Origin of the sequence: Paraflavitalea soli, from assembly GCF_003555545.1 — a bacterium.
In the GTDB taxonomy this organism is placed as follows: domain Bacteria; phylum Bacteroidota; class Bacteroidia; order Chitinophagales; family Chitinophagaceae; genus Paraflavitalea; species Paraflavitalea soli.
Genome location: NZ_CP032157.1, coordinates 4,663,070 through 4,688,419 on the forward strand (window position 1 = coordinate 4,663,070; position 25,350 = coordinate 4,688,419).

At 47.7% G+C, this 25,350-nt stretch carries 22 protein-coding genes; 5 read left to right on the top strand and 17 right to left on the bottom strand.

Annotated elements, in window-relative coordinates:
- Window positions 1-12: 12 nt before the first annotated feature.
- The 3 genes from D3H65_RS17355 to D3H65_RS17365 are packed head-to-tail and all read right to left on the bottom strand — an operon-like array spanning window position 13 to window position 2,623.
- On the bottom strand, window positions 13-1,290 hold the full coding sequence (locus tag D3H65_RS17355) for a hypothetical protein (RefSeq protein ID WP_119051515.1): 1,278 nt from the start codon (window positions 1,288-1,290) through the stop codon (window positions 13-15).
- Window positions 1,245-1,817: a hypothetical protein gene (locus D3H65_RS17360; RefSeq protein WP_119051516.1), complete on the bottom strand. Its 573-nt coding sequence runs from the start codon at window positions 1,815-1,817 to the stop codon at window positions 1,245-1,247. Before D3H65_RS17360 ends, D3H65_RS17355 begins: the two co-directional genes overlap by 46 nt.
- A gap of 44 nt (window positions 1,818-1,861) precedes the next feature.
- Window positions 1,862-2,623 carry a hypothetical protein gene (locus D3H65_RS17365; RefSeq protein ID WP_162915302.1) on the bottom strand — a complete coding sequence of 254 codons (762 nt, stop codon included), beginning with the start codon at window positions 2,621-2,623 and terminating at the stop codon, window positions 1,862-1,864.
- Between the two features lie 285 nt (window positions 2,624-2,908).
- Here D3H65_RS17365 and D3H65_RS17375 point away from each other — a divergent pair, with 285 nt between their 5' ends.
- The 4 genes from D3H65_RS17375 to D3H65_RS17390 all read left to right on the top strand — a co-directional run bounded on the left by D3H65_RS17375 (window position 2,909) and on the right by D3H65_RS17390 (window position 6,053).
- A complete protein-coding gene (locus tag D3H65_RS17375) occupies window positions 2,909-3,631 on the top strand; it encodes a ThuA domain-containing protein (protein ID WP_119051519.1) in 723 nt (240 codons plus the stop codon).
- Window positions 3,632-3,709: 78 nt separating this feature from the next.
- Window positions 3,710-5,014 (top strand): Gfo/Idh/MocA family protein, encoded by a 1,305-nt coding sequence (locus D3H65_RS17380; protein ID WP_119054557.1) that lies wholly within the window; start codon window positions 3,710-3,712, stop codon window positions 5,012-5,014.
- Between the two features lie 84 nt (window positions 5,015-5,098).
- Complete coding sequence (locus D3H65_RS17385; RefSeq protein WP_119051520.1) at window positions 5,099-5,665, top strand: Crp/Fnr family transcriptional regulator; 567 nt, start codon at window positions 5,099-5,101, stop codon at window positions 5,663-5,665.
- A 70-nt stretch (window positions 5,666-5,735) separates the two neighbouring features.
- A complete protein-coding gene (locus D3H65_RS17390) occupies window positions 5,736-6,053 on the top strand; it encodes a DMT family transporter (protein ID WP_119051521.1) in 318 nt (105 codons plus the stop codon).
- Window positions 6,054-6,239: 186 nt separating this feature from the next.
- On the opposite strand, the gene D3H65_RS17395 is transcribed toward D3H65_RS17390, so the two are convergent.
- The 11 genes from D3H65_RS17395 to D3H65_RS17445 form a co-directional block, all read right to left on the bottom strand.
- Window positions 6,240-7,814, bottom strand: coding sequence for an MFS transporter (locus D3H65_RS17395; RefSeq protein WP_119051522.1), 1,575 nt, complete (start codon window positions 7,812-7,814; stop codon window positions 6,240-6,242).
- Between the two features lie 94 nt (window positions 7,815-7,908).
- On the bottom strand, window positions 7,909-8,562 hold the full coding sequence (locus tag D3H65_RS17400) for a beta/alpha barrel domain-containing protein (protein WP_119051523.1): 654 nt from the start codon (window positions 8,560-8,562) through the stop codon (window positions 7,909-7,911).
- 1 nt (window position 8,563) lies between these two features.
- Window positions 8,564-9,586, bottom strand: coding sequence for a sugar kinase (locus D3H65_RS17405; RefSeq protein WP_119051524.1), 1,023 nt, complete (start codon window positions 9,584-9,586; stop codon window positions 8,564-8,566).
- A gap of 106 nt (window positions 9,587-9,692) precedes the next feature.
- A complete protein-coding gene (gene kduI, locus D3H65_RS17410) occupies window positions 9,693-10,523 on the bottom strand; it encodes a 5-dehydro-4-deoxy-D-glucuronate isomerase (protein ID WP_119051525.1) in 831 nt (276 codons plus the stop codon).
- Between the two features lie 68 nt (window positions 10,524-10,591).
- On the bottom strand, window positions 10,592-11,362 hold the full coding sequence (locus D3H65_RS17415) for an SDR family oxidoreductase (RefSeq protein ID WP_119051526.1): 771 nt from the start codon (window positions 11,360-11,362) through the stop codon (window positions 10,592-10,594).
- Between the two features lie 18 nt (window positions 11,363-11,380).
- Window positions 11,381-12,823, bottom strand: a complete 1,443-nt coding sequence (gene uxaC, locus D3H65_RS17420; protein WP_119051527.1) for a glucuronate isomerase — start codon at window positions 12,821-12,823, stop codon at window positions 11,381-11,383.
- A 59-nt stretch (window positions 12,824-12,882) separates the two neighbouring features.
- On the bottom strand, window positions 12,883-14,535 hold the full coding sequence (locus D3H65_RS17425) for a UxaA family hydrolase (RefSeq protein WP_119051528.1): 1,653 nt from the start codon (window positions 14,533-14,535) through the stop codon (window positions 12,883-12,885).
- Between the two features lie 45 nt (window positions 14,536-14,580).
- The gene (locus tag D3H65_RS17430) at window positions 14,581-16,104 is read right to left on the bottom strand and encodes a tagaturonate reductase (protein WP_119051529.1); all 1,524 of its coding nucleotides are present in this window, start codon (window positions 16,102-16,104) and stop codon (window positions 14,581-14,583) included.
- A gap of 30 nt (window positions 16,105-16,134) precedes the next feature.
- Window positions 16,135-17,211 (bottom strand): pectinesterase family protein, encoded by a 1,077-nt coding sequence (locus tag D3H65_RS17435; RefSeq protein ID WP_119051530.1) that lies wholly within the window; start codon window positions 17,209-17,211, stop codon window positions 16,135-16,137.
- Between the two features lie 75 nt (window positions 17,212-17,286).
- Window positions 17,287-19,227 (bottom strand): glycoside hydrolase family 88/105 protein, encoded by a 1,941-nt coding sequence (locus tag D3H65_RS17440; RefSeq protein ID WP_119051531.1) that lies wholly within the window; start codon window positions 19,225-19,227, stop codon window positions 17,287-17,289.
- A gap of 40 nt (window positions 19,228-19,267) precedes the next feature.
- Window positions 19,268-20,953, bottom strand: a complete 1,686-nt coding sequence (locus tag D3H65_RS17445; protein WP_245999523.1) for a glycoside hydrolase family 28 protein — start codon at window positions 20,951-20,953, stop codon at window positions 19,268-19,270.
- A 526-nt stretch (window positions 20,954-21,479) separates the two neighbouring features.
- Here D3H65_RS17445 and D3H65_RS17450 point away from each other — a divergent pair.
- Entirely contained in the window at window positions 21,480-21,905 is a 426-nt protein-coding gene (locus tag D3H65_RS17450) for an SRPBCC family protein (protein WP_119051532.1), read from the top strand.
- Window positions 21,906-22,090: 185 nt separating this feature from the next.
- Here D3H65_RS17450 and D3H65_RS17455 read toward each other — a convergent pair whose 3' ends face one another.
- The 3 genes from D3H65_RS17455 to D3H65_RS17465 form a co-directional block, all read right to left on the bottom strand.
- Window positions 22,091-22,870, bottom strand: coding sequence for a C10 family peptidase (locus tag D3H65_RS17455; RefSeq protein ID WP_119051533.1), 780 nt, complete (start codon window positions 22,868-22,870; stop codon window positions 22,091-22,093).
- Window positions 22,871-22,983: 113 nt separating this feature from the next.
- Window positions 22,984-24,174, bottom strand: coding sequence for a helix-turn-helix domain-containing protein (locus D3H65_RS17460; protein WP_119051534.1), 1,191 nt, complete (start codon window positions 24,172-24,174; stop codon window positions 22,984-22,986).
- Between the two features lie 3 nt (window positions 24,175-24,177).
- Entirely contained in the window at window positions 24,178-25,188 is a 1,011-nt protein-coding gene (locus D3H65_RS17465) for a tetratricopeptide repeat protein (RefSeq protein WP_119051535.1), read from the bottom strand.
- Between the last annotated feature and the right edge of the window lie 162 nt (window positions 25,189-25,350).

Here is a 25,350-nt window from a genome sequence, read left to right on the forward strand (position 1 = left end):
ATGTTATTTGCATCAGATATTCACCAATGCCCAGTGACGGAGCATATTGGTCAATACCCGGTTCTCGGAAAACGGAGTGATCACATCATCCGCCCGGGCCTGCCCTATGACTGCGAACACTAGTGAGGGGCGTTGTTTTTTCATGACTTCCAGGTCGTTTTTCCATTGCCTGTAATAAGCCCTTAGCTGATGTGGCTGTCGCTCCTGGTAGGGAAATACCTCACCTATCTTTTTACCTTTTAATTTTAAAGGCTTGTGTTCAGCCACCATCTTTGCAAAAGCAGGCAGGATGGCTTCCAGGTTGTTGATCAATGCCAGGGAGGCAGGTTTTAATCCTTCCTTCGGATACATGGATTCCCACAAGCGTTCCAGCCGATACCACTGATTTTCGGGATAGATATGTTTGCCAAAAGCAAGACTGATCTTTACGCGTATCCAGGGAAAGGGATGCGGGTCATTATCTACCGCCCTGAATACAAAGTATTTTGGCAAGCTTACTACACTCATTAATCCCGTGGTAGCGCTGATGCCCAGAAAGGATACCGACCAGAAATCAGACAGTATCTCAGATATCCACCGATTGAGTAGTTTCCACGACTCGCGGTGCACAGCATCCTTCCGCGAGAGATCGTCCAGTACTGGTTTCAGTGAAGGTATCAGGTCCAGCAGTGCCGACCCCTGGTGTCCTACTTCATGTACGAGTGAGGAACCGATACCACTGGCCACCATTCGTTCGCGGGGGATCTTGATCACCGCTACCGGATTTTCGTCACCGCCTGGTAATCGTGTGCGGGCTCTCCGGATAGCAGCACCATGCCCCCTGTCGAGGTAACAGATCAATGGCGGCGCTTCCAGCAGGAACCGGTCCATTTTGAGTGCATCTTTAGCGAAGACGTCCAGCCCGGCCACCCAGATACCCGTTTCGTTTTCGCCGCGCTGGCTTACCACATCCGCAAAGATGTCGAACTGATCCAGCAGCGCATTGAATTGCAACTTCAGCACCGCGTAGGCAGCCTGGCATTTTTCCGTATGAATACGGTGTGGCTGCTTCATTTTGTCGATAAACCGCCTGACCTTGGTAGCCAGCAGCTCTTTACCCGTACGCATCAGTTCATAAATGTTCTTTTGCGCCATATAGGGTACGGCTGCTGCCATGACCATTGGCATCGACGTTTCAAAAGGCTGCAGCTGGGATAAGCGGGTCAACAATCCCTGCGCCTCATTGATGAGGAAGCGCTGGTATTTCAGATCGCGCCTTGTAGTATCAATTGATTGCCTTGTCTGAACCATCTTCCCTGTTTTTTAGATGAGGGGGCTATGTTACCCGAAGTGGATTGTGACCGGCGTTGCGCCAGTACTGGCCTGGCAGCCTGGTTGATAGCCTGTGTAACCAAGGCTCTGGGCGGACCGCCGGCGCCTTCACTGAGGGCTTTGTTGAGGTATTTGGCAGCTTTGCGCACCACCCGCAGGTAGTCAATCGCTTCCGCTTCTCCTACTTCATTAAAAAGCCAGTTGCTGGCAGCATTGGCCAGTTGACCGCCAATCTTGCCGCCTGTACTTCCGCCTATGTATGATCCCAGATTTTGGCCTATGCTGGGCAGCATTTTCTTGCCGAAACTTTTGGCGCCGGCAACAAAGTCTTTCTTCACTGCCTGTCCCTGTGGAGAATTATACAGCCGTTTGGCAGCATTCCACACGTTGCCCAGGAAGTTCTCAAATTCATATTCATTGCTAACGGATAATAGTTCGTGTACAAGTTCACCTTCGCCTTCGAATTCATATTCGTTGTTGAACTCGTATTCATATAAGCTACTCATGTAAGTAAATTTTAAGGAGTTGAAAAATGGTTTCTGTTGTTGGATCAGGCTCCGTAAACTATGATGTTATTGCCATCCTTTACCCAGGTGCCTGAAGTACCTGCATCGGCCCCATTGCCGCCATCATATCCGGCACCACCGGCATAAGCGCTTGCACCTATACCAGCTCTGCCACCTGGCCTTCCGTACCTGCCACCACCACGACGTTTGCGCAGCAAACCGGGAGCATGGTTATAAGCAGCTTGCTTCAGCGCATTGCCTACTGCAGCTTTGGGAGAAGCACCGGCAGCCGCGGCAGCAGATGCACGACGGGTAGCATCGGAAGCAAAACGTACGAAACGACGGGCTACTTCAAATTCGCGGTCTTCATTGCTAAGACCTTCCAGTTCCAGTTCAAACATGTTGGAGGCAAAACCGCCCAGTTTGCTGCCGATCATTCCGCCAATACCCGGAGCCACCAGGTTACCCAATGCACCACCCGCGATGGGCAGGGCTTTCTTGGCAATTGATTTCAACCCGCCCAGCAAACCTTTGCCCACTGATGATTTGGCAAAATTGGAAACGCCACGGCCGATCTTCTTGAATACATTGCCGAGGAACTGCTCCAGTTCATACTCATTGCTTACTTCCAATAACTGGGTTGCTAATTCCAGTTCCAGGGCTTCGCCTTCGAGTTCACCTTCAAACTCAAATTCACCTTCACCCTCTCCTTCAAACTCAAACTCAAATTCGCCTTCACCTTCGCCTTCAAATTCGAATTCATGGTTGAATTCATACTCATTGGTGGTTCGATCAATGTTGTGCATAATAAATTGTTTTAAGATGATTAAATGATGATTACAATTTGTAACAGTGCGTTACGGTGATGAATACTCCAAAGCCAATGCCAGTCAGGAAAAGGATTGTATCTCAATAAGTTGAGTAAATAGCAGGAAGGAAAAAAATTTCGTAACCGCAGGAAGCAGGCAGCAGGGAGGAAAAAAAGTTCGCCTGGATGACCGGAAATTTAATGACTTCTTATAACCAGGTAATTGATGTTTTGCATTAGCTTCACGGAATAACTTAATTATTTTCCCAACCCAACAAGCCATATGATCAACCAACGCAAAGCCCCGCTCTTCCTGATCGTAATTTTACTGTTGTCGCTTGGCGCAGCAGCCCAAAAGAACAAGGTCCTCGTATTCTGCAAAACAGCCGGATTCTACCACAACTCCATTCCTGAAGGCAAACTGGCCATTATTAAATTGGGCCAGGAAAACAAGTTTGGCGTCGATACCAGCTCCGACGCTGCTGTATTCACCAAGAATAACTTAAAGCAGTATAAAGCCGTAGTGTTCCTCAATACCACCGGCAATGTGCTGGATGATGAACAACAGACAGCTTTTGAGCAATACATCCGTGCCGGTGGAGGATTTGTGGGTGTACACGCAGCCACCGATACGGAATACGACTGGCCCTGGTATGGAAGGTTGGTAGGGGCTTATTTCAAAAGCCACCCGGCACCACAGGAAGCTACACTCGATATTGTTGATAGCAAGCATATTTCCACCAAACATTTACCCGTACGCTGGACCCGCAAAGATGAGTGGTATAATTATAAATGGATGTCGGATAGTGTACATGTACTGATGACAATCGATGAGACTACTTACACTGGCAACAGGATGGGCACTACCCACCCCATGAGCTGGTACCACAACTTCGAAGGTGGCCGGGCTTTTTATACTGAGCTGGGGCATACCAAAGAGTCATATACTGATCCCTTGTACCTGCAGCACTTGCTGGGCGGGATATTGTGGGCGATGAAGAAATAAATTGAATACAGATTACTAATTATTAATTACTGATTATTTACTACCTGTCGGTAAGTGGCTTATACCAACGACCTCAATATGAATACTCCTAAAGACCCCAATCAATTAAGCAGAAGGAATTTTGTAAAGAATACGCTCATGGCTTCGGTAGGGATCATGATCATCCCCCGGTTTGTAATGGGTGGCAAAGGATATACTGCCCCCAGCGATAAGATCACACTGGGATTTATTGGCACCGGCAAACAAGCCAGGGGCCTGGTAAAGGGTTTTGCCCCTAAAGCACAGGTACTGGCCGGCGCCGATGTAGACAGCAAGAAACTGGCTTTGTTCCGGCAGATCACAGAAAAACTGTATGCTGATGCAAAAGATCAACCGCAGTACAAAGGATTTACAGCCTATTCGGATTTTAAACAACTACTGGAAAGAAAAGATATCGATGCCGTCGTGATAGCCACACCCGATCACTGGCACGCCGTACAATCCATTATGGCCGCCAATGCAAAGAAGCATGTGTATTGTGAGAAACCCCTGGCGCATTCGGTAGAAGAAGGCAGGGCCATGGTAAAGGCGATGAAACGGAACAACGTGATCCTGCAAACAGGTAGCATGCAGCGCAGCTCCCGGAATTTCAGGCATGCCTGTGAACTGGTGCGCAATGGCTACCTTGGTGATATCAAAGAAGTGTTGGTAAATGTAGGCAAGGCGGGTATTGTCTGCGAACTGCCTGAACAACCCATCCCGGCAGAGTTGAACTGGCAGCAATGGGTGGGCCCGGCAGCTTTACGCCCCTTCAATGATGTGCTGGCTCCCCCGGTAGAACAGGATATATTTCCCAATTGGCGCAATTACAAAGAATTTGGCGGCGGCCTCCTGAGCGACTGGGGCGCGCATATGTTTGATATTGTGCAATGGGCCCTGGATAAAGACAAGAGCGGCCCCGTAGACCTTTTCCCACCAGATGGTAAGGACTATAAAACACTGACCATGGTCTATGACAATGGCGTAGTGGTAAAACATGAAGATTTTGGCCGGGGCAATGGCGTACGCTTCATCGGCAGCAAAGGAACCCTGGACATCAGCCGCTCATTCATCGACAGTAAGCCAGAGAATATTGCTACATCCATCATACAACCAAACGAAATACACCTGTACAACAGCGATAATCAACACCAGGACTGGCTGGACGCTATTAAAAGTGGTAAACCGCCTATCTGTGATGTAGAGACCGGTCATCGTACCAGCTCCGTCTGCGCTATCGCCAATATTGCCTACTGGCTCAAGCGCCCATTGAAATGGAATCCGAAGCGGGAGCGTTTCATTGGCGACCGGGAAGCGAACCAACTGGCCAAGGCTAATATTAATAATGGGTGGAAGTTGAAGTAAAACGGCAATCGTGAATCGGCAATCGGCAATAAGACCCGCGAATACTTTGATTTGGTAACTTGCAGTGACTTAACCAGGAAGCTATTGCAAAAAATTATTGCACATATCCAGGAGATCTATCCGTTGCCGGTAGTCAAATTGCAGGAGTTAACGACGCAGCTTACGGAAGAAGTGTATCCCCGGAATTATGTCTTATTCCGCGAAGGGCGGGTAGAACAGAAGATGTACTTCATTGAGAAGGGCATTGCCAGGGCTTATTGTCATCGTGATGAAAAGGAGATCACCTTCTGGTTTGGAGCGGAAGGATCTGTCGTTTTTTCCTATAATAGTTATGCAGCCGATAAACCAGGTTATGAAACGGTTGAACTGCTGGAGGATGCTGTATTGTACAGTATATCCCATACCGCCATCCGCCACTTATTCGATACCCATATAGAGTTGGCCAACTGGGGCCGTAAGCTGGCTGAATATGAACTGATCAAGACAGAATCCTGCTTTATTGGCTTACAGTTTCAGCCAGCCGCCGACCGGTACAAGAACCTGCTGGAAAGCAACCCGGAACTGATACAAAGGGTTCAGCTTGGGCATATTGCGTCCTACCTGGGGGTAACCCAGGTAACGCTGAGCCGGATCAGGGCCGAGCTGCGGTGAGCCTTTTTTTAACCTATGTTAAAAAATATGATCCTGCTATAGCGGACCTTTGCGCTCTAAATGAAAGGTTATGTCTTGGATCATATTAATTATTGCGGGTTTATTTGAGGTAGGATTTACGACTTGTTTGAAGTTGTCCAACAACTTTTCGAACCTCAAATGGTCGGTCGCTTTTTTTGTAAGTATCACACTGAGTTTCCTCTTGCTTAATAAAGCTATTCAGACCATACCCATCGGTACAGCTTACGCCGTGTGGACAGGTATTGGTGCCGTAGGCACCGTCATCATGGGTATTTTGTTGTATAAAGAGCCGGCCGATTTCTGGCGCATGTTCTTTATTTTCCTCCTGATCGGTTCTATTGTGGGGTTGAAGGTGGTGTCGAAGTAAGTCGGGAAGACGGAAAGACCGAAAGACGGAAAGTACGGAAAAAAATATAGCAATACAACTACTGCATTACTCACCCACTTTCGGACTTACTGACCTTCGGACTATTCCGGAAGACAAGTATAAAAGAGAAAAGGGTGGGTCGCCTTCCAAAGGCGGCTCACCCTTTTCTCTTTATAAAGGGAGTTATTACAGGTCTGTAATTGGTTTGTATTTGGGTACCAGCGCTTTCATAATGCTCCATGCCAGCAGGTAACCCAATGCGCAGATGGCAAACATAATGGTATAAGCCGTGGCCATTTCTGACTGCACGAGGGGCTTTTGTATTTGTAGCAGTTTGTCGAATGCCGCTGCATCTACCGTTTTGATCTGTTCGATCACGTCTTTGGAAATATTAGACAATGCCTTCACCTTGATGTCGACCTTATCGCCATTTTTGGTAACCAGATCCATGGAGAGTATTTTATCTACAAATCCGCCGAGGCCTGCGGCTTTTGCATCCACCCATGATCTGGCGATACCAGTGGCTGTGTAGGCATCGAAAAGCCAACCACCGATCTTGGTAACGAGTACTCCACCCAGACCTCCTGCCATTCCGCCGATGCCTACTACAGAGCCGATGGCTTTTTGCGGGAACATATCAGATACCGTGGTGAAGATGTTGGCGCTCCATGCCTGGTGGGCAGCGGTGCCAATACCGATGAACAATACCGGCATCCAGAAACTGATGTATCCTAATGGCTGTGCCAGCAGTACTACGAGGGGGAATACAGCGATAAGCAGCATGGCCCGCATACGTCCATCATAAGCAGCATATCCTTTTTTGATAAAATACATGGGGAACCAGCCACCACCAATACTACCGATCATGGCGAAGGTGTAGCAGATGGCCAATGGGAACTGGATCGATTCTCCCACCATGCCGTATTGAGCTTTCAGGTAGGCAGGTAACCAGAAGAGAAAGAACCACCAGATACCATCAGTACAGAACTTGCCAATGGTAAAGGCCCATGTTTGACGATAGGTAAGCAGTTTAAACCAGGATACTTTTTCTTTGGGACCGGTAGTTGTTGCTGCTGTAGTCGTCTTTTCTTCGGGATTGTGCTGGATATAAGCCAGCTCAGCCGCAGACAATCTCTTTTGCTTCTCGGGCTTTTCGTAAAGGAACAGCCAGAAGATGAGCCAGAGAAATCCGATAGCACCGATGATCTCAAAAGCGGTACCCCATCCCCAATGATCTGCGATCCAGGGAACAGTCAAGGGTGCGAGAATGGCGCCCACATTGGCGCCTGAATTAAATATACCAGTGGCGAATGAACGTTCTTTCTTGGGGAAGTATTCCGCGGTAGCTTTAATGGCCGCCGGAAAGTTACCGGCTTCCCCGAGGGCCAATACGGCACGGCATACCATGAACCCTATTACGGAGAAGGCGCCTGCAGCACCTACAACAAGGCCTACGGCTTTTCCGATCGGTTCGGCTTGTGAGTGGATGATGGCGCCTATTGACCAAATAACGATGGCCCAGGCATATCCTTTTTTGGTTCCCAGTTTATCGATAATGCGGCCAGCAAATAACATAAAGATCGCGTAGGTAAACTGAAAGACGGCTGCTATGTTGGCATAGTCACTACTTGTCCAGTTGAATAGCGATTCCAGGCGTGGCTGTAAGAGGCTCAATACCTGCCTGTCGAGGTAGTTGACAGTGGTTGCAAAGAATAAGAGCGCGCAAATGGTCCACCTGTATTTGCCTATGGCTTGCTGCATGATCGTTTTGTTTTTTTGTTGGTCTGGGGTTATGGAAAACAAGAATTTAGAATACAGAATTCAGGATATAGAATAATACAGGATACTGCCTCTTTTATCCTCGTACTTCATTTACCAGGGCGATCGCTTCTTTCGTTTTGCTGGCCAGCTGGCTATAGTCTTTATTGGCCAGTATTTCTTTGGTGATGAGCTTGCTGCCCATTCCTACGGCTACCACACCCGACTTAAACCAGCCTGTCAGGTTCTCCTTACTCACTTCTACCCCACCGGTGGGCATAAACAGCAGGTCGGGGAAAAGTTCTTTGATGGCGCTAACAAAGGAAGGCCCCAGTAAATTGCCCGGGAATAATTTTATCAGTTTGGCGCCCGCATCTTCGGCCCGGATGATCTCGGTAGTGGTCATACAACCGGGTATCCACAACATATCTTCCTTGTGCACAGTCTCGGCTACTTCTTCTATCATGCCGGGAGCAATGATAAAATCAGCGCCTGCTTTCATGAATGCTTTTGCTTCTTTTTTTCTTTTGATCGTGCCAATCCCCAATAAGAGTTCAGGCAATTCCTGGTCGCGGGTCTCTTTGAGGAGTTTGAAATTGTCCAGCGCTGCTTCGCCGCGGTTGGTGTATTCCACTGCACGGATACCGGCTGCATATAAAGCTTTCAAAACTTCAACGCTTACCGTAGGGTCGGGATGAAAATACAAGGGTAATACGCCCTGTTCAGCTATCTTTTTAATAATTCCGTTCATATCAGCTGTGCTTACTTAGTTGTGCAATAATCGATTCCATGTCCTGGCTGGTGGCATCACCTTTCTCCATCAGTTTTCCAAAAGCCGCTCTCGCCGCTACATCGATCACCTGTTGCGCAGGATGCTGGTGATAGAGGCCATAGATGAGCCCTGCCATGAAACAGTCACCACTGCCTACTTTGTCAATGATCTTATTGGCAATGAGTTCGGCAGTATTGTATAATTTACCTCCCGTATACAGCGCAGCATAATATAAGATGCCGCCATCACCATGGTCAAAGCGGAAAGTATTGGCTACGGCTTTGCACCGGGGGTATTGTTGCTGTATCGCTTCAGAAGTTTTCTGGGCATGCGCCAGGAAGTCCTCTTTACGGCCATTGATGTGTATGTTGGGATCAACCGGAATGCCCAATAAGTTATTGGCGGCCCAGATATTGCCCATGATCACGTCGCAATACTGCGCCAGCCCGGGCATGATGTCTGCCGGCTTTTTGCCGTATTGCCATAATTTGGCGCGGTAGTTCAGGTCTACCGAAACGGTAATACCTTTTGCAGCCGCAGCGGCAGCTCCCTCCTTGCATACAGCCACAACATTTTCATTGAGGGCAGGGCTGATGGCACTGAAGTGAAACCAGGAAACATCTTTCAGCACAGTATCCCAATCGATCATGCCGGGTTGCAGTTCGGCAAAAGAAGAATGCGCCCTGTCATAGATAACACCGGCATTTTTCATATCCGCGCCCTGGGGCAGGTAATATAAACCCATCCGGCTACCGGAATAATGAATGGCAGACGTATCGATCTTTTTGTTTTGTACTTCGTCGCAGATCTCTTTGGAGAGGTAATTATCAGGAAGTGCGGTACCGTACCTGGCTGGTACGCCCCAGCGTGCCAGGGCGGTGGCAACATTGAGTTCTGCCCCTCCTACATACACCGGCATAGAATTACTTTGTATCCATGCCCTGTTGAGCACTGGGGACATGCGTAATAACAATTCACCAAAGCAAAATACAGTTCCTTTCATATGTGCTACTAACATTAATGCAGGGTGAGCAGCCTTTGGAAGGCGACCCACCCTGACAGTTTTTTATTATTGACCCACCCCGCAGCGCGGGACGAGTGTTGCTTATTTACCTGATATCAGCAATCGCTACGGCATCCATATCGGTATACACATAATTTTCACCAGCCATTCCCCAGATAAAGGAATAATTGGAGGTGCCACAGCCGGAATGGATAGACCAGGGAGGAGACACTACTGCTTCATGATTGGCTATTAGCAGGTGCCTTGTTTCCGTGGGTTCACCCATAAAATGAAACACCCGGTGTTGCTCCGGTACATCAAAATAGAAATAGGCTTCCATACGGCGGGTATGCACGTGTGCCGGCATGGTATTCCATACGCTGCCGCTGGCCAATACGGTAAGTCCCATTACCAGTTGAGCGCTTTTTATACCATCAGCATGGATGTATTTATAGATCGTACGGCGATTGGCGGTTGTTTGATCGCCCATCTCCGTAGGGGATGCTTCTTCTTTTGTGAGTTTACGGGTTGGATAGCTGGCATGTGCAGGGGAAGACAAGAGATAAAATACAGCTGGTGCATTTTTGTCATCACTGGTAAAGGAAACTTTCTTCACGCCTTTACCCAGGTAGAGACAGTCAAGTTTGCTGAGGGTGAATTTCTCTCCATCGGCTTCTACAGCACCATTGCCTCCCACGTTGATGATACCCAGCTCACGACGCTCCAGGAAATACTCAGCCCTCAATTCAGTATGATTGGGCAACTCTACAGCCTTGCTATAAGGCTTAACACCACCAACGATCACCCGGTCGTAATGCGAATACACCAATTGCACCTGGTCATCCTGCATCAGTGCAGGAATATGAAAGTTCTCCCGCAGCTCCTTGGTGTTCATGCGGCTGGTTTCCTTCGGACTATTCTGAAAACGTATCTCCATGATTATAATTTCTATATTTCTGTCTACAACAAATACCCTTCGACAAGCTCAGGGTGACACAATGTAATTTATCTCCCCATCCATCCGCCATCGACGGTAATGATGGTGCCGCTCACATATTGGGCGGCCTCGGATGCCAGGAATACCACAGCGCCCTTAAAGTCTTCCGGTTCACCCCAGCGGCCAGCCGGAATACGATCCAGGATGGACTTGCTACGAACGGGATCATTACGCAAGGCCTCCGTATTATCAGTGGCAATATATCCTGGTGCAATACCATTCACATTTACGCCTTTACCCGCCCATTCATTGGCGAGTGCTTTAATCAGGCTACCGAGTGCCCCTTTACTGCCGGCATAACCCGGTACGTTGATACCTCCCTGAAAGGTAAGCAGTGAACAGGTAAAAATGATCTTACCACTGCCCCGGACCACCATATCCTTTCCAAATTCCCTGGCCAGGATAAAGGGAGCATCGAGGTTAATGGACATTACTTTATCCCAGTATTCATCCGGGTGTTCTGCTGCTGGTTTACGCATAATGGTGCCAGCATTGTTGACCAATATATCGATAACCGGATTTTCCGCTTTGGCTTTTTCTACAAAAGCATAGAGACTTGTACGATCAGAAAGATCAGCCTGATAAGCTTTGAATTTCCTGCCAAGCGCTGTCACTTGCTTTTCAATATCGCTGCCGCTGAGTTCCAGGGAACCGGATACGCCGATAATATCAGCACCCGCTTCAGCCAGGCCCAATGCCATGCCTTTTCCAATACCTTTATTACAGCCTGTTACGAGGGCCGTTTTGCCCTTAAGATTAAAGAAGTCCAATATAGCCATGATGAGTCAATACCGCGTTTAAAAGATTTTTTCTGTGATGTGTGACTGTTTCTCGACATACTGCCAGTTAAAATAGTTCTTTGCATTGTGGAAACAGATGTCCTGTATCACTTTTCCTACCCAGGCAATATCGTTGGGCAGTTCTCCATGCTCTATCTCATCACCAAACAGGTTGCACAAGATACGACGGAAATATTCATGACGGGGATATGACAGAAAACTTCTTGAATCGGTAAGCATGCCTACAAACCTGCTTAACAAACCCATATTGGATAATGTATTCATTTGTTTGGTCATGCCATCTTTCTGGTCGAGGAACCACCAGCCCGAGCCCCATTGTATCTTCCCGGCCGATGAACCATCATTGAAGTTGCCTACCATGGTAGCCATCAGTTCATTATCAGCAGGATTGAGGTTGTACAGAATAGTTTTGGTGAGCTTATCATCAGTATCGAGGCGGTTGAGGAATTTAGACAGTGACCTTGCCTGGGAGAAATCGCCAATGGAATCCCATCCCGTATCCGGCCCCAGCTGATTCAACATGCGCGTGTTATTATTGCGCAAAGCGCCGAGGTGGTATTGCTGTACCCAGCCCCTTTCCCAATCCCATTCGGCAAAGGTGACGAGCATAGCCGACTTGAACTTCTTACGCTCAGTAAGGTCGAGTTCCTTGCCGCCGCGTACTTTATCAAAGATCGCTTTGATCTCAGCCTCCGTATAGTCTTCTGCATAGATCTCTTCGAGGCCGTGGTCTGATACATTACAGCCATGCGCAGCAAAGAAATCATGGCGTTTTTTCAAGGCAGTAAGGTAATCATTATAGGAGCCTACAGATGTATTGGCGGCTTTTTCTACCCTGCTCACATAGTTGTTGAAGTTAACAGGATTGTCCACGTTCATCGCAGCATCGGGACGGAAAGCAGGGAGAATAGGAATTTCAAAGCGTTCAGCCTGCAGCTGTGCATGAAACTCCAGGTTGTCGACCGGATCATCGGTGGTGCACACAAGTCTTACATCCATTTTGCGCAGCAGGTTGCGTACGCCAAATTCAGGTGTTTGCAATTTTGCTGTACACTCCTCATATATCTCTTTGGCTGTAGCAGGGCTCAGCACCTTATGCACATCAAAATAGCGTTGCAATTCCAGGTGTGTCCAGTGGTACAGGGGGTTGCGTAAAGTATAGGGAACAGTTTCAGCCCATTTTTCAAACTTCTCCCAGTCGCTGGCATTGCCGGTGATATAGCGTTCATCAGCGCCATTGGTACGCATAGCACGCCATTTGTAATGATCACCGTATAACCAGATCTGGGTAAGGTTTTCAAATTGCTTGTCTTCTGCTATCTGTTGTTGGGGCAGGTGGCAGTGATAATCAATAATCGGCATGTTCTTGGCATAGTCATGATACAGCTTTTGAGCTGTCTTGGTATGCAAGAGAAAATGTTCGTCTAAGAAGTTCTTCATATATCTTTTTTAAATACAAGCTGCGAGCCGTGAGCTGCGAGCTGCGAGCAAATACAGTTTTATAATGATACACCGCGCTTCCAGGGAATGAAATCATCCTGTCCATGCCTTACAGCGCTGATGATAATCTCCCCACTGGCCACTTTGATAATGTAATCGAGTATACGCTCGCCACATTGTTCAATCGTTTCCTCCCCGTCGATGATGGTGCCGGCATTGAGATCAATAATGTCACGCATTTTATTGTACAGTACCGTGTTGGTGGATATTTTCACTACAGGTGCAATGGGATTGCCGGTAGGCGTACCCAGACCAGTAGTAAACAGCACTACCGTAGCTCCTGAGCCTACTTCGGCAGTAGTTGATTCCACATCATTACCAGGTGTACAAAGGAGGTTGAGACCGGGTTTGGTCACCTGTTCCGGGTAGTCGAGTACATCGGCCACCGGAGAGGTACCTCCTTTTTTAGCTGCTCCCGCAGACTTGATGGCATCAGTAATGAGGCCATCCTTGATATTGCCGGGAGAGGGATTCATATCGAAACCAGAACCTACAGCCTGTGCGCGGGCATTGTAGGAACGCATAAGGTCAATGAACTTTTTGGCAGCCTCCTGCGTGGTACAACGATCGCTGATCTCCTGTTCTACTCCACACAGCTCCGGAAACTCAGAAAGGATGACAGATCCTCCCATGGCAACCAGCAGATCGGAGGTGTACCCCACCGCCGGATTGGCTGAAATACCGGAGAAGCCATCAGAGCCGCCACACTCAAGACCAATGACTATTTTGCTCAGCGGCGCAGGCTGACGTGTAAACTGATCAGCAGCCACCAGCCCGGCAAAAGTTTGCTTTACAGCTTTGGCCAGCAAGTCGGTTTCCAGTCCTTCTTTCTGTTGTTCCAGTATATAGAGCGGCTTGCTGAAGTTGGGTGACCGTTTGGCGATCTCCTCCTGCAACATGGCTACCTGGGCATTCTGACAGCCCAGGCTCAGTACAGTAGCACCTGCTACATTGGGATGGGTGATGTAACCGGCCAATAGACCGCAAAGGGTTTGTGCATCCTGCCGGATACCGCCACAGCCACCTTCATGTGCCAGGAACTTAATACCATCCACATTCTTAAACAAATGCCGCCCTGCCTGTACGTCGTCAGACGCAGGCTCACTGAATTCAACCGTGTCAATATTAATCCCTTTCTGATAGGCCGCTATCAATTGTTTTGTCAAATCATTATACTTTTTTGGCCGGGCATAACCGAGCTCTTCCAGCAAGGCCTCTTTCAGCACTTCCACATTACGGTTCTCACAAAATACAAGAGGCACTACCAGCCAATAATTAGCAGTACCTACGCTGCCATCAGCACGATGGAAACCCTTGAATGTTTTCTCCTTCCAGCGGCTCACATCGGGTATATGCCAGCCTGTTCTGCGATGGTCCGACAGTTGGTATTCTTCAGCTGCATGTTTGAGGTTGGAAGTGGAGATGCGGGCGCCTACGGGAATGTCCTGTTTGGCTTTGCCGATGAGCACGCCATACATGGTCACTGCTCCTCCTGTGGGGAGTGATTCTGTAATGAATTTGTGCTTGGCCGGAATATCTTCCACCAGCGTATACTGACTCCCATTGAAGGGAATGATTTGTCCTTTGGTGAGGTCTTGCAACGCTACCAGCACATTGTCTTTCGGGTGCACTTTCAATACGATCTGTTTCATAGCTTATATTAGGGTAAAACAACTGCACTTCCTATATAGTTCGTATCAAGCCGTTACGCCATCTGTTTGCAGGCTTTTCATGGCGGCCGCAGCGCCTTTTTTGATGATGGTATCCAGTTTGTTGGTCACTGCTTCTGCGAAACCGGGCAATTGGGCCAGGTTGACTCCCCAGAATTCTGTATCACTCAACACTTTCTGCACCAAAGCAGGTACTTCAGTATTGGCCCATTTGGCTGCATACCAGGCTGCATGATCGTCATTGATAAGGTATTTCTTACCATTGAACTCGCCATAGTATTTGCCATCATCGGCCAGGGTGGACCTCATGAACAAGAGGTGACCGGCAAATCCCAGGGCCATATACTCCGGAATATTGCCTGCCCCTTCGTAATGTTTCAGGAGCAAGGGTATGTTCCGCATTTTCATTTTAGAGGAATATTGAACAGTGATGCTCAACCACAGGTGTTCAATATATGGGTTACGGTACCTGTCCAGTACTTTAAAGGCAAAGTCCTTGGCGGTTGGTACTGAAATGCTTTCACTGGCAACAGCAGGTACCATTTCCTGTAACATCAGGGTACCGATATAAGCGGTGAAGATGGCATCATCCATGGCACTCTTCACCGTGGGGAAGCCTGCGAGGTGGGCCAGCCCGCAGCTAAAGGTATGAGAACCGTTGAGTAAACGCAATTTTAACTCCCGGAAAATATTGATGTCTGGTGCAATGACGACCCCGGGGTCGGCCTTACTGAAAGAAAGAATATCCTTTACCCGGTCATTGTCAGATTCGATGGCCCAGAGGCGATAAACCTCAGACATGATCATTAGTTCATCGCGGTAGCCATTATCGGCCTCCATCTGCTGGTGCTGAACGGCTGGCAGCTTGCCGGGCACGATACGATCTACCAATGAATTACAAAAGTAATTATGTGTTTCGAGCCAGTCGAGGAAGGCTGTTTCCAGGCCATTTTGGTGAGCGAGCTCTAATACGATGGCTTCCAGTTTTTTACCATTATCAGGAATCAATTCCGTCGGGATAATGACCATTCCTTTGGAGCTGTCGCCCTGGAATACCTTGAAACGCTGGTAGAGGAAGGCCAGGAGCTTACCGGGGAATGATTCGGGCGGTGAAGCATGTACATTATCTTTTATTAACGTGATGCCCACTTCGGTGGTATTGGATATGATGAGCTGCATGTCGGGATTGGCTGCACATTTGAGTATTTCATCCCAATCACTTTTGGCAGCCAGTACCCGGCTGATGGAGGCGTTCAGTATCTTCTCTTCTACTTTCTTACCATTCTCAATACCCTGAACGCATTGCGTATACAGGCCATCCTGATCGGCAAAAGCATCGGTAGCTCCATTGCCGGTTGATTTTACGACCACAATGCGGCCATTGAATAGGCCTTGCTTATTGGCTTTGTCAATAAAATAATCGGGCAGTCCGCGCAAGAGTACGCCGGTACCAAATTGCAATACCTTTTCAGGCAGCTCAAAATAACCGGCAGCAGGCAGGTTAATGCCCGCAGCTTTAATGTTGGAGAGTGTTTGTTTAGACAGGTTCATCGCGTTTCTTGTTTATAACTATGCTTTATTTTACAATTTCCAGCGGTCGCCAAATACCCAGGCGGCGTTGATGTTCTTTGCTATTATTCCTTCCGGCAAATTGTTGGCATACCAGGCAAAATCATTACCGCCCTGCCGGTGGCAGTTGTAATAATAGATGCGTTCTCCCCATTGAATGCTGTTGCTGGTAGCCACCCGGTAAATCGGTTTATCGGCCATGTTCTGTGCAAAGGAGCAGTTGACCAGGAAGAATTGTGCATCGCGGTGATAACGACCCAACCTGAATCCATCATATCCTTCAAAGGAACAATTGTACAATACTGTTTTAGCATCTGCCATCCGTGAGCCATCGTGCCAGATAGCCGCATCACCCCCATGGGCTTTGAACCGGCAATTCTCCGCATAAGCCCAGCCGCGGGGGCAATAAAGATCTACTCCTCCTTCCATCACGCAGTCTTTAAAATAGAATAGCCCGTTCTCTATATTCCAGGGGCTCATGGTATCACCACCCCAGGCTTTAAAGTGACAGGCAATAGCCTGGAAACGGGTGGCATTCATGGTTCGGACGGCCATCTGGTGACTACCCTTACCTATCTTTTTCTGCCGGTGAATGGTGTCGATGGGGCAGGCAATAAGCGTATCCTGTTTCCAGTCAAACCCATAACTATTGGTAACAGTGAGGTTTTTGAGCGTAACGTCGTTGCCATCAATATTGAGTGTTGCTACACCCCAATCATCATTGTGTAGGCAGCGCCAGGCATCGCGGGCGATGGAAGCTGTGATGATGGTAACATCCATGCCTTCCCCTTCAAAGATGATATTGTGTTTCTCGATATAGACTTTCTCGTTGTAAACACCTCTTTTGATGTGTATGATGCGCGGGCGGGCAGCCTCAGCAGGCAGGCTGTTGATAGCAGACTGGATGGTCTTAAAATGACCTTTACCATCGGGTGAGACAATGATGGGTTGGGAGGTCTGTGCAAAAAGAGCTGGTGAAATGATCAGCAGAACGAGGATATACAAGCTACACCACACAAGGTACCCTGCATGAGACGGGGTATCGGTGATCTTCCTTGTCGCCCTACGTATAACTTCACATTTTTTCATCTACACTTTTTACTGCTTATTTACTTTGCTCACTTCTTCCACCTTCTGTATTCTATATTCTGTATCCTGTATTCTCTATTTCACATTTCCAATCAGCCATTTCACGAGGTCAGTAGCTGCTTTGTAGTTCTCAAATTCAGCCGGCAGTTTCCGGCCATCCACATATTCATTGTAGAACCAGGGATCACCTACGGCAAATACGGTTCCTTTGCCATACTTGCTGACTGCCATAACAATATCCTTCCCACTGGCATCTTTGAATACGGCGGTAGCTGGTTGTTTCAGTTCCAGGCTACTGTATTCCTTGATGTAGATCTTCTTCGATGTTTTGAATATCGCATCCTGCGTTGTCGGATAAAAGGCCCCCTGCTCGTATTGATTGCCCTGTACCCGGTTCAAACTATTCTCATTGAAATGAATGCCAAAGGCAGCACCCAACTGGTTCCAGTGTTCAAACTCTGCATTGCCCGAATCATTGCCCATGAGCAGGAGCACACCACCCGCCTTTACCCAATCGCTGATGGCTTTTACATCCTGGGGCTGTATGAAGTGGGGGTCCGGTGATTCTTTTTTGGTATCCGGATCAACAATAACGTAAATGGAAGCCCCCTTCAGGTTTTGCGCAGTAGGCGCTGTTTCCAGGGAAGCGGTCTTCATACCATGTATGCGGAAGATATCGCCCAGCATGGCAAAGCCACCGTAGGTTTTATCATCCCAGGTATAGTGAAAACGCACCTGCGTACCCGTAGCATCTTTTTTCCATTCATTGTTGAACCAATAGTCGAGCAATACCGTCTTTCCTTTTCCCAATGCCAGGGTGGGCAGCATTTCAGCTTCCACGGCACACTGAATAAAGGCGCCTATTCCTTTGGGATCATTAACGATAACGGGCTCGCTCATATAGTAAGCAAAGCTGCCATCGCGGTAAGGATTGCCGCCAAGGCCAGATACTTTTACAGTGCCTTTCAGGTTGGTTTGTCCGCTGGCATCTGTTTCTATAAATGTTTTAGTGAGACCGGCATATCCTTTTTGTACGGCTGTCAAATAAGTAGCGGGCAGGTAACCATTGCGCATACCTTTTGCCAGGGCATATATGAGCATGGAGGAAGCAGAGGCTTCCAGGTAATTGCCTTTTTCATTGGGCATGTCGACGATATCATACCACACACCGGATTTGGGGTCCTGTACTTTTACGACTGCCTTTGCAAAGCGGTTGAGAATGGAGATGATGGTATCGCGACCGGGATGATTGGCCGGAAAGTGATCCAGCGCATCTACCATGGCCATACCATACCAACCGAGTGCACGGGCCCAGAAGTGGGGAGAAAGACCAGTCGTCTTATTGGCCCATTTCTGCTGCTTTGATTCATCCCAGCCATGGTACAACAAACCGGTTTTGCTATCACGCGCATGACGTTCCATCAATACAAACTGACGGGTAATGTCATTGAAGGCTGTATCCTCATGGAATATTTTAGCGTATTCCGCATAAAAAGGTTGTCCCATATACAAGCCATCCAGCCACATTTGCGAAGGATAGATGTTCTTGTGCCAGAAACCACCTTCGGAAGTACGCGGGTGTGTACGGAGTTGATTGCGCAGCAGGTCGGCTGCCTTTTTGTATTTCTCTTTGCCTGTAACGCGGTAAAGAAAAAGGATCAGTTTCCCGTTGTTGATGTGATCAATATTGTATTCATCGGGGCGGTAGCCTTTGATGGTACCATCATCCTGCACAAAGAAGTCCATGCTGCGCTGGATATAATCGTAATAGCGCACATTGGCAGTAGCATTCCAGATGCCTTCCACCCCTTTGAGTATAACCCCCTGGTCGTAGCTCCAGCGGGCGGGGCGATCCGGTGTGAGTGCAAAAGAATCACTCCATATTTTCATAGCCGTGGCCGCCATTTCCTGTGACCACCTGGTGGCCGGTGTGCTGGACAGCTTTGTGCTGGTTTGGGCCCCCGATTGATTGACCAGGAGGACCAGTGAGCACGTGATACCAAGTAAGTGTTTCATATTTCGTGAATCGTTAACGCGCCCTGTGGCGGGGAATAGATTATTTTAAAGAGACGCTCTTTTCCGAAGCGCCGAATTCATATTGTATTTTCTGTTTGGCTTTGGAAGCATCGGTATTGGTAATGGCTATTTTACCGGTACGGTCGCCACCGATACGGAATAACAGGTCCGCCCCATCCTTGTAGAGGAGCTTATTAAAAGTAAGGTTATCGCTGTTAAGCACATCCACCACGGGATTGCTCTCTTTGGTAATAAGCGTAATGTTATTGAACGCAATACCGCTTGCCTCACTGCAATCAATGCCTTTATTGGCCTGTATAACCATGTTCTCCAGCCGGATGTTCTTAATGTGCATTTCAGGCAGACCACGGATGAAGATGCCTTTTTCTGCGCCATTGCAAACCACATTGCTCACATAGATGTCCCTGAATACAGGCGTGCCTTCTGTGACGGGCAACAGCTCTACTTTGGGCGCATCACGTTTTTCACCCGTCAGTGGTACGGGGTCTTTGGCCATGTAATACATATCGAACAGGATGGCCTCACCGGGAATATCTTTCATGTAGATATCTTTGATATAGATATTCTCCACTACTCCACCCCGTCCACGCGTGGTTTTGAACCGAAGGCCAATATCAGTACCTATGAAGGTGCAATTGCTTACATGAATATTGCGTGCCCCGCCACTCATTTCACTGCCCACCACAAAGCCGCCATGGGCGTGGTACACGATGCAGTTGCGAATGATAACATTCTCCGTAGGCATGCCTCTCTGGCGACCCGCCTCATCACGGCCACTTTTCATACACAGGGCGTCATCACCTACATCGAACGTGGAATTCTCGATGAGCACATTCTTACAGCTCTCCACATCAATACCATCGCCATTCTGGGCATACCAGGGGTTTTTGACAGTTACATTGCGCACAGTGAGGTGCTCACTCATAATGGGGTGCAGACACCAGGCAGGAGAATTTTGTATGATAACCCCTTCGAGGAGTATTTTTTTGCATCTGGTAAGCACCAGGAGGTTGGGGCGCAGGAAATCTTTCACAGAATCATAGAAGGCCGGTGTTTTACCGGGCTCTATTACCCCGGGATTCTTCAGCTGTGACCCTTTAAGGGCTTTTGCCGAAGGATACCAGGTACGCCCATCAGTACTGATACCGCCGGAGGCTACGAGTTTCTTCCACTGGCTTTCCGTCAGCTTATCTTTCTTCACCATTCTCCAGGCATCGCCATTGGCATCAATAATGCCGGAGCCGGTAATAGCAATGTTCTGTTGTCCTTCTGCAGAAATAGGCGATTGATTGCGCATCTGCGGCAGCCCTTCCCAGTTACCCTCCACAAGCGGATACTGGTTAAAATCGTCTGTAAACTGCAATACAGCTCCTTTTTGGAGATGCAGGTTCACATTGCTTTTCAGCACAATAGGGCCTGTATTCCATAAGCCGGCAGGGACCAACACTACGCCGCCGCCTTTTTTGTTGCAGGCATCTATTGCTTTGTTGATGGATACCGTATTGAGAGCAATACCGTCGGCTTTGCCGCCATATGTAAGAATGTTACATGTATCTTTTCGAAAGACAGGTGATTCAATTGTAGGCAGTACCTGCGCGGTGAGCTGGGTTCCTTGTAAAACAGCCGCTGCCAGAAAGGTCAAAACTGGTATGTGCAGGGAGGTCTTTTTCATCATGAACAGATCAATCGCACGGTTAATATTCATCAATAATTTAATTTGACAGGCATGAAAACTGTCCGGGCACGTGTACGTACCCAGTTTTCCACAACAATTGTAAACAGATATTCAGTATTAACGAACTCATTTCCATTGTTTTTTTACGCAAACGTTGCCGAAAGCGTTTTCGGATTTCAGAACCGGAAAACCGGCTCCCAGGTTTCGCGTCTTTCCCGCCTAAGTAATTGATAACCCCAAATTTCGGAAGCCCGGGGCATCGATCGGAAAGCCACAATAGCCGATCAGTAAGCCTGGTATTCATTGGGAGAGCAATAACGGCCAGGGAGACCGGCTTTTCGCCGGGCCTTGGCCGCGTTTGTTGGCTATATATCCTGGTACCCACCCGCTCAGGCTGTGTTCCGCCCGACACTCACAACCCGTAGCTCGTAGCTATTTCCCTGGTCGCAATACACCTCTGTTTTGTCGTTTTTACCCAGTTCCTGGTATTCTGGCCCGCCGTATGTTTGCTTTGTCAAACGAAAATCAAAAACACACTCTTCTAAAAAGTAATAACATGGAAACAAAGAACAGAACAGCAATCACGATCGAAGCAACAGTTAAAGCTCCTGTAGAAAAAGTATGGGAATATTTTAACGGCCCTGAGCACATTGTTAACTGGGCTTTTGCCTCTGAAGACTGGCACGCCCCTAAAGCTACTAATGACTTACGTGTTGATGGACAATTCTCCACCACTATGGCCGCCAAAGATGGTAGTTTCAGCTTTGATTTTGGCGGTGTTTACACAGCCGTGATTGAGCATAAGCTGATCGAATACACACTGGGTGATGGCAGAAAAGTAAAAGTCACTTTCACTAGCCAGGGCAATGAGACCAAAGTGGTGGAAACATTTGAAGCAGAAGACACACACTCCATAGAAATGCAACGGGGCGGCTGGCAGGCTATCCTGGATAATTTTAAGAAGTATACGGAGACTAAGTAAGGAATAAGGAGTTAGGTATTAGCTGTTAGGTGTTGGCATTTTAGCTGATAAAACTTGGCAATTCATACATAAGTTATAAAAAGGAGAGGACGTTGGTCTCTCCTTTTTTCTTTACACCTGCTCCAGGCATAATTTTGCGCAAAGGGCAAACATGCACAGCAAAAAATTCTATGACAGCAAGAATCTTACAATGGTTCAAAGGTGTAAACAACCCTTAACTTATTGTCATCCGGTCTGAGAAACCCTTTGTAAAAATCGTACCATCCGTCGGTAGGTCCTCCCTGCCCCTGATTCAGGTGTACTTTAAACTGCCCCTTTTCATAACAATACGCATCAACAATTACAGAGTGTCCAAAATCCTTCAGATTGGCAAAGTGTAAATAAACAGGCCTTTTGTTATTCAACTCCTCGTATATGATCGCTTCCAGTTTGCCCTGAGTATAGGGCAAAACATTCTTCCAGGAGATATATCTTTTAACCCTGGCCCTGAAGTGGCTTTCAAATAATGTTGGCGATGGAAGCTTATCCATATTGTTACCCGTTCCAAAGTCCTTTTTGATGACCAGGGCGGCATAATAATTATACTTTGAGAGTTGCTCAATGACAGGCTTGGGTGTTGTGCTGTCTATCTGTGGAGCAAACAGGCTGAGGTCAAACCTGAAACCATCCAGGTCTTCATTAATATGAAACCCTTTGGAGGAGGTGTACACTACTTTCCCATGGGGTACAAGCTTATGGTAGTAGGCGAGCTGGGCCAGGGCTGTACCCCAACAACCAATTCTTGAACTATCGGGCGTGCAAAGCTGGAACCCACCCATTTGCTGCCAATGGGTAGTGGTGAGGCCCTGATCGTTGGCCGTACAAGCTGATCTATCGGGGAAAAAGAAAAGAGAGGTGCTGAGCAATAGGTATACTGCCAGGCTAAGAGCCAGGATCACAGCTGTAATTTTCAAGGCTTTCTTCATTCGTTTTTTTCCAAAATAACAGCCTGCCTGAAAGCTGTTATTCTCAAAATACGTTTTGAGCGTACTTTTTATTCGTCTGCTGCCGGTGCATAATCTAATTATAATGCAACCAGTTATGCATCAGGAAATTGTTGATGGAAGTATTCTTTGGGAGAAACACCGACACTTGCTTTGAAAATCCTGTAAAAGCTGGCTTCCGAGTTAAAACCGCATTCATAGGCTATACCGAGAATAGAGAACCGGCTGGAGCGGGGATCACGCAACCTGGCTTTTACTTCTTCTACCCGGTAGTCATTGATAAGGTTCCGGAAAGTTTTCCGAAAGGAGTGGTTGATCACTGCCGATACAATGGCAACAGGCATATTGACCTCTTTGGCCAGTTTCTGCACACTCAGCTCAGGATCAAGGTAGAGCTTCCTGGCCTCCAGGGCTTCCAGAATGGCATGGTGTGCGCGCTTGCTTTTGCCCTCCGTAAGCTGCATTCCTTTGACAGTAACGTCAACAGGTAATTCTTCTGTAACATCTGGTAATGTACTGTCTGCTATGGGTGCCTGGGCCAGAACAGTCATTTGCTTATCCTGCAGGAGATAACCCCTGAAGCCCAGGTAATAGATCAATACAGACAAGTATCCAAAGAATAGTTGCCAGTGAATAAAATACCGTCCGCCGTATTGAAAAAACCGGTCCAGTATGATACTGACTGCCAATGCAGCAATCAAAACTCCCAATAAAAACAGCGTGTTCTTTAACCATGAATAGATGGGATATCCGGTATCAGAAATATTGTTGTTGAGCCAACGCCTGTAGCGCACAACGAGGCGCAGGGAAAGTACCCAATATACCAGGGCCAACACGATAGAAAGAATATCTTCCGTTTCTTTTACCTCATTGAAGTAAAGACGATTGGCAATAACATCTTTAGCTGCCAGGTCCTTCACCGGGAGTACAACAATGTACACGCCTATTGAATAGGCCAGGGATATGGCAAAAGGAATGAAGTGAAGCGCATGCTTCTTGCTCAGCTTTAGCCCAGGCTGTGTGAGCGACAAGGTGTAGAGCCAAAGCAAGGGTTGTATGGCCAGGTCAAATGCAAGTGGCAAATACCGGAAGGCCTGGGTTTGCCAAAGCCCGGTGGTGTGTATCAGTATTTTTATACACAGGCAATTAAAGACAACGATAACAAAAGATAAAAGGAGCTTGTTGAGGTTACGTATTTTGTGAAGCCATATCAATCCCGCAATTACAGCTCCCTGAACGATGCCTATCAGGACCAATACTTCGAAAATGGTAAAGCGCCATTTCAATGGTTACTTATTTAGCTCCTGCTTTATCTGGGCGAGCTGTTCTTCATAATCGCCTTCTGCCTGGGCATCCGGGTCGTCTTCATCCAGGTAACTGCTATTGACTTCCCGGGAAGCTTCATTGGCTTCTGTCAGTAATTGCAGGGCCAGTTCGAGGTTTTTGGCTACCCCTGTGCCTTCATAGTAACAGAAGGCCAGGTCACTTTTAGCAGCGGTATATCCCAGTTCACTTGCTTGCTGGGTAAGCGTGAATGCACGTACAGGATCGGGTTCTATTCCATCGATACCTGTTCTATAAATAGCGCCTTCTTTCCACCAGGCCCAGGCTGCATTGATATTGTATTGCTGCATGAGGTGCAGCTTTTCCAGCGCCAGGGCTATTTTAGCCGGGTATTCATCGATGATGAAATCAGCCAATTCTTTCAGGTCCGCTGTTTCGCCGCCTTCAATGGCCAGGGTACGCCATTTTATGACCTCATCTTTTTCGCTGGTATTGAAATAATAATGATTGGCCAGTTCGTGACAGGCCCTTGCATCGCCTTTTTCGGCGAGGTCCTTAAACAATTGCTGGCTCACCTGGTCGATCTCTTCGGAACCGCGCTCGTCATATACCGCCAGGGCCAGTTCAAGCGCTATCCAATAGAGACTACCCGGGCATTCGGCATATTGATCAATAAGCGGTTGGTATTCCTTTATCTTCCCCTCCCTCATTTTGGAGGTGATCTTGTAGATATCTTTTTTGTTCAGGAGTTCACTCAATGAAAAGTTGTTCAAGGCAGTGCCCCTTTCGTCGATCAAAAAGATAGGGGTCTGTATGGTAAGGGGATCATTCGCCAGCCTGTACAGGAATTGCTGATGGGCATTGGAGGCCAGGGAAATAAATTGCCTTCCCAGCACCTCTTTTTCGTGTTGTTGCGCCGGATCAAATGTCCAAACATCAATACCGTCATCTACTGAGACCGCATTCCCTCCCTGTATTGCTGTAATTATTTCCTTCATTTTGGCCTGATCTACCATAAAGCGTTGTATAGAAGTTAAATATAGTAGCCTTATGGTAAAAAACCTCCGTTTATTATTTTTTTGGCGCTATTATCTTTTAAGGTCGCCGGCCCTGCTTAGGCTGGCTCCCCTCCACCAGGCCATTTATATTGATTAGTAAGGCAATTAAGCTGATTAGCG

Excerpts from the sequence above, each read along its gene's own strand:
- D3H65_RS17425 (WP_119051528.1), bottom strand. The coding sequence starts at position 14,535 with ATGAAACAGATCGTATTGAAAGTGCACCCGAAAGACAATGTGCTGGTA.
- D3H65_RS17375 (WP_119051519.1), top strand. The coding sequence starts at position 2,909 with ATGATCAACCAACGCAAAGCCCCGCTCTTCCTGATCGTAATTTTACTG.
- D3H65_RS17445 (WP_245999523.1), bottom strand. The coding sequence starts at position 20,953 with ATGAATATTAACCGTGCGATTGATCTGTTCATGATGAAAAAGACCTCC.
- D3H65_RS17455 (WP_119051533.1), bottom strand. The coding sequence starts at position 22,870 with ATGAAGAAAGCCTTGAAAATTACAGCTGTGATCCTGGCTCTTAGCCTG.
- D3H65_RS17430 (WP_119051529.1), bottom strand. The coding sequence starts at position 16,104 with ATGAACCTGTCTAAACAAACACTCTCCAACATTAAAGCTGCGGGCATT.
- kduI (WP_119051525.1), bottom strand. The coding sequence starts at position 10,523 with ATGGAGATACGTTTTCAGAATAGTCCGAAGGAAACCAGCCGCATGAAC.
- D3H65_RS17440 (WP_119051531.1), bottom strand. The coding sequence starts at position 19,227 with ATGAAACACTTACTTGGTATCACGTGCTCACTGGTCCTCCTGGTCAAT.
- D3H65_RS17405 (WP_119051524.1), bottom strand. The coding sequence starts at position 9,586 with ATGAAAGGAACTGTATTTTGCTTTGGTGAATTGTTATTACGCATGTCC.
- D3H65_RS17365 (WP_162915302.1), bottom strand. The coding sequence starts at position 2,623 with ATGCACAACATTGATCGAACCACCAATGAGTATGAATTCAACCATGAA.
- D3H65_RS17355 (WP_119051515.1), bottom strand. The coding sequence starts at position 1,290 with ATGGTTCAGACAAGGCAATCAATTGATACTACAAGGCGCGATCTGAAA.
- D3H65_RS17435 (WP_119051530.1), bottom strand. The coding sequence starts at position 17,211 with ATGAAAAAATGTGAAGTTATACGTAGGGCGACAAGGAAGATCACCGAT.
- D3H65_RS17360 (WP_119051516.1), bottom strand. The coding sequence starts at position 1,817 with ATGAGTAGCTTATATGAATACGAGTTCAACAACGAATATGAATTCGAA.
- D3H65_RS17395 (WP_119051522.1), bottom strand. The coding sequence starts at position 7,814 with ATGCAGCAAGCCATAGGCAAATACAGGTGGACCATTTGCGCGCTCTTA.
- D3H65_RS17400 (WP_119051523.1), bottom strand. The coding sequence starts at position 8,562 with ATGAACGGAATTATTAAAAAGATAGCTGAACAGGGCGTATTACCCTTG.
- D3H65_RS17390 (WP_119051521.1), top strand. The coding sequence starts at position 5,736 with ATGTCTTGGATCATATTAATTATTGCGGGTTTATTTGAGGTAGGATTT.
- D3H65_RS17450 (WP_119051532.1), top strand. The coding sequence starts at position 21,480 with ATGGAAACAAAGAACAGAACAGCAATCACGATCGAAGCAACAGTTAAA.
- D3H65_RS17415 (WP_119051526.1), bottom strand. The coding sequence starts at position 11,362 with ATGGCTATATTGGACTTCTTTAATCTTAAGGGCAAAACGGCCCTCGTA.
- D3H65_RS17380 (WP_119054557.1), top strand. The coding sequence starts at position 3,710 with ATGAATACTCCTAAAGACCCCAATCAATTAAGCAGAAGGAATTTTGTA.
- D3H65_RS17465 (WP_119051535.1), bottom strand. The coding sequence starts at position 25,188 with ATGGTAGATCAGGCCAAAATGAAGGAAATAATTACAGCAATACAGGGA.
- uxaC (WP_119051527.1), bottom strand. The coding sequence starts at position 12,823 with ATGAAGAACTTCTTAGACGAACATTTTCTCTTGCATACCAAGACAGCT.